Genomic DNA, 3,558 nt, shown 5'->3' with positions numbered 1-3,558 from the left:
GGTCTACGCTGTGGCACGCGGCCACCGCACGATCTTCGATTGTCCTCACAAACCATCGATGATCAACGCGGTGGCCGTCTTCACGCCCACGCCACGCCCAACGACAAAGCCAAGTGACGTTGGAGTATTAGTAAGTCACTACACCGAACGCATCACGAGGACACGTAGTTGGTGCCGCAAGCGCAGGCCGATCAGATGATCTACGTGTCGGTAAGGTGCGCTACCTTCTCCGTGCCTAACAACCTCCTGATCGGGGACCGAGTTTGACTAACCTGCGCATCGCGACCCTCGTCGCCTGTTCCATGCTGTCCCTAGCCGCGTGCGGTGAGGCCGACAAGGTCGAGCAGGGCAGTTCCACGGGTGCGGCGAGCAACACCGCCGAGGCGACCGTGGAGAAGCCCGCTGGCTCGCTCATGGAAACCGGCTTTGGCCAGAGCGACATCTACGTGGCGCTCATCGCTATCGTTCAGAACACCTCTGACAAGGTCGGGCAAACGGTAACGGTCCAGTTCAACATCAAGGACGCCAACGACGAGCTGCTCGCCAGCGAGTCACAGGTCGAGTACTTCTCTGGTGCCGGACAAAAGCTCCTGGTCCAGACACAGGCGGAGCTGCCGAAGGGCAAAAAGGCCGCTAAGGTCGACGCGACGCTGCTCGTCGAGGACAAGGGCAGCTTCTCCTCCGAGCCGTTCCCAGAGATCAAGACCGGGCCGGTTAAGCTGGTCAAGTCCGAATACGGCGAAGGATTCGAGGCCAAGGTCGAGGTGACCAACCCGAAGACCGAGCCCCTCAAGAGTCCTCGGGTAGGTGTCGTCTGTTACAGCACCGAGAAGAGGATCGTCGGCGGCGGCTTCACGTTCCCCGACTTGGTTCCGCCCTCGGGTAAGGCCGTTGCTGAGATGGACCTCCTGATCACCGGCAAGCCTTCGTCCTGCGTCGCCTACGCGTCCCCCGGAGCGTTCGAGGACTGATGGCACAAGGAGCGGCCCCATCCTCCGACCCGAGGATGGGGCTGCTGTCGTATCTGCTGGTCGACCTCCAAGCCGGTGGGTGAAGATCCGCGACCTGGCGCGGAAGAAGGGCCTGCCGCGCCGGATGACGATGCACGGGATGCGGCACTCGCTGCTGACGCTGCTGGCGACCGAAGGCGTCGACCTGGCGGCGTTGCGGACGATGGCCGGGCACACGAGCGTGACCACGACATGAACGTCTACGTGCACGCAACGCGTCGGCACCACGAGCCGGTGCGGCGGATCGTCGGGAACTTCCTCGGCGTCGATGCGTTGACCACGGGTTCACCCGTCGGGTAGCGAGGCCCCCCGACAGGAAAAGGGCGGCGGGTCACCCGCCGCCCGATCGGGGCGCCATCGACCAGCGTGCGGCACTGGCATCGGGCAGGCAAACGAGCGCCCACCTACCGACCCAAGGTTGCGGCGGTGGGGCACCATGCCCAGCGTGGAACCGTACCCCGAGGACAGCGACCGAAAGCAAGGGCTTGCGAAGTCCGCTGAGATGGCCATTTCGTTCGTGCCAGTCGCGGGCAGCGCCCTCCAGGTCGCCTTCAATGAACTCGCTGGCCGGCGCCTTGCCGACCGACGCACCCGATGGCTGAACGACCTCGCCGCGAAGGTGTACGAGCTCGAGGAGCAGGTCGGTGACTTCGCACGGCTCACCGGCGAAGACGCGTTCATGGACGCGCTGACCACGGCCGCGCAGATCGCCGACCGCACCTCGCGGGCCGAGAAGCTCGAGGCGCTGCGCAATGCAGTCGTCAACTCTGTGATGCCCGACGCGCCGGACGTCGACACGCAGCAGCTTTTCTTCGACATGATCGACCGGTTCACCCCGACTCACATGCGAATGCTGCAGCTGCTCTCCGATCCACCTGGCTGGTTCGACCGCCACGGTATCGCTCGGCCGAACATCTACATGGGCCCGAAGATCGGCATCATCGAGGCAGGCATGCCGGAGCTTTCCGGCCGTCGCGATCTGATCGACCGGTACGCCGGGGCACTCGCCACCGCTGGCCTGATCAACCAGTCGCTCAGCGCGGTAATGACCGAGAACGGACTGTGGGTGCCAGCGACGACTCCGCTCGGTACCGAGTTCCTAGCGTTCATCGCCGACCCCGAGAGCAAGGTCGACTAATCCTTGGGCCGCCACGGGCCGTTGACGGGTTCGTCGCGCGCGGCTACGGCCACTGCTGCTGGAGGATCGTGTTCGGGCACGCCGCGCAGGCGAGAGCATGGAGGAGACACAGTTGACGAGTACAGCCTCGAACAGAGGTGCGGCGGAGGATCCAATTGACCCCGCGTGGTGGGCTCCCGCACTGGTAGACGGGAACGGCCTCTCACGCGGGACCGAAAGCCCCGAGGTGCTTTCGCTCGACCTCGCCCGCCTGAGGGCTGAAGCCCAGGTAGATGCAGGAGAGGACAGCCTCAGGACACGCGTGCTGGACGTGCTGGCGAAGGCCGCGTCCCCCATGCTGGTTCCCGACAACTGGACGGAGCCGTACGCGCCCGCCATGCAAATCGCGAATCGTCGATCGGCAATCCCCGACGACTTGAGTGAGCCGGAGCTCGAGTTGCTGGCCCGCCTCGTGCCCCTCATCGAGGAGCCGGTCCTGAAGGCCAGGGTCGCTGACATCGCTTGGGCTTACGGCGACCGGCGCAACATGGACCTGCTGTCCGCTGCGGTGAACGCTTACCGGTCCGTGCCGCTGAAGCGGGACGCCTGGCTTCGTGCAGGTCGTGACGGCTGGCGTCGGGCGATCGAGCTCTCGCTGCGCCGGGGCAACGCAGGCCGTCAGACCGTCAAGGAGATGACGACCGAGCTGGCCGAGTTTCTGTTTGCCAAGGATGGCTCGGCGGGATTCATGCTGACTCAGATTTCGGACCTGCTGCGCGATGCCAGGTCCGTTGATCAGGCGGGCGCTCGGGATCTGGCCAACCACTTCGTGTCGCTTGCCGCTGCCGTCGCGGGGAACCACCGGCTCAGGCGCGCGTACGAGCGCCACGCCTGTACCTGGTACTTGCGGGCGGGCGAAACAGACCTTGCCAATGAGTGCACCGAGCGCGTCGGCCAGACGTACCTCGACGAGGCGGACGAGCGACTAGCGCAGGACAGGCCCGCGCTCGTTGTCGGCACGTTTATCGAGAAGGCCATCGCGACCATACGCGGTCTTCCCCGGAAGTACCGCTCGGCGCGAGGTCTCGACGGGCAACTCCAGCAGCTGCGTGACCGGCTCGCTGACATCCGAGAGCTTTCGCTGGAGGAGATGATGCTCATCCAGTCGGATCCGATCGACATCACTCAGTATGTTGAGCACGCGCGCAAGGTCGTGTCCGGGAAGAAGGCACTCGAAGCGCTCGTGAGTCTCGCAGGAATCGTGCCGCTCATCGACGCCACAAAGGCGATGGCCGACGAACGAGGGGTCTGCTGCACCGATAGGTGACAGTTTCAGTCACGCGGCCTGACTGGCCGGTGGGGTCATGATGGTCTCGTACTCGATAGGGGTCAACCGGGACAGGGATCGTTGGCGTCGACGGCGGTGGTAGG

General features: G+C 64.8%; 4 protein-coding genes. All 4 read left to right on the top strand.

Translation table 11 applies throughout. The annotated features are described in order from the left end of the window. Positions 1-263 precede the first annotated feature (263 nt). The 4 genes from FHG89_RS00540 (at position 264) to FHG89_RS00525 (ending at position 3,454) form a co-directional block, all read left to right on the top strand. Positions 264-971, top strand: coding sequence for a hypothetical protein (locus tag FHG89_RS00540; protein WP_139581906.1), 708 nt, complete (start codon positions 264-266; stop codon positions 969-971). A gap of 79 nt (positions 972-1,050) precedes the next feature. Further along, complete coding sequence (locus FHG89_RS00535) at positions 1,051-1,206, top strand: tyrosine-type recombinase/integrase (RefSeq protein WP_167517314.1); 156 nt, start codon at positions 1,051-1,053, stop codon at positions 1,204-1,206. Between the two features lie 249 nt (positions 1,207-1,455). Continuing rightward, positions 1,456-2,148, top strand: coding sequence for a hypothetical protein (locus FHG89_RS00530; RefSeq protein WP_139581902.1), 693 nt, complete (start codon positions 1,456-1,458; stop codon positions 2,146-2,148). 97 nt (positions 2,149-2,245) lie between these two features. Beyond that, positions 2,246-3,454 carry a DUF7380 domain-containing protein gene (locus FHG89_RS00525; RefSeq protein ID WP_139581900.1) on the top strand — a complete coding sequence of 403 codons (1,209 nt, stop codon included), beginning with the start codon at positions 2,246-2,248 and terminating at the stop codon, positions 3,452-3,454. Positions 3,455-3,558: the final 104 nt, after the last annotated feature.

Source organism: Micromonospora orduensis (genome assembly GCF_006228125.1).
Lineage (GTDB): Bacteria > Actinomycetota > Actinomycetes > Mycobacteriales > Micromonosporaceae > Micromonospora > Micromonospora orduensis.
Note: the sequence above shows the minus strand (reverse complement) of the source record. Positions and strands in the feature narration are given on the sequence as shown.

What these genes read in the sequence shown, in the direction of transcription:
- FHG89_RS00525 (WP_139581900.1), top strand. Translation starts at nt 2,246, where the DNA reads ATGGAGGAGACACAGTTGACGAGTACAGCCTCGAACAGAGGTGCGGCG.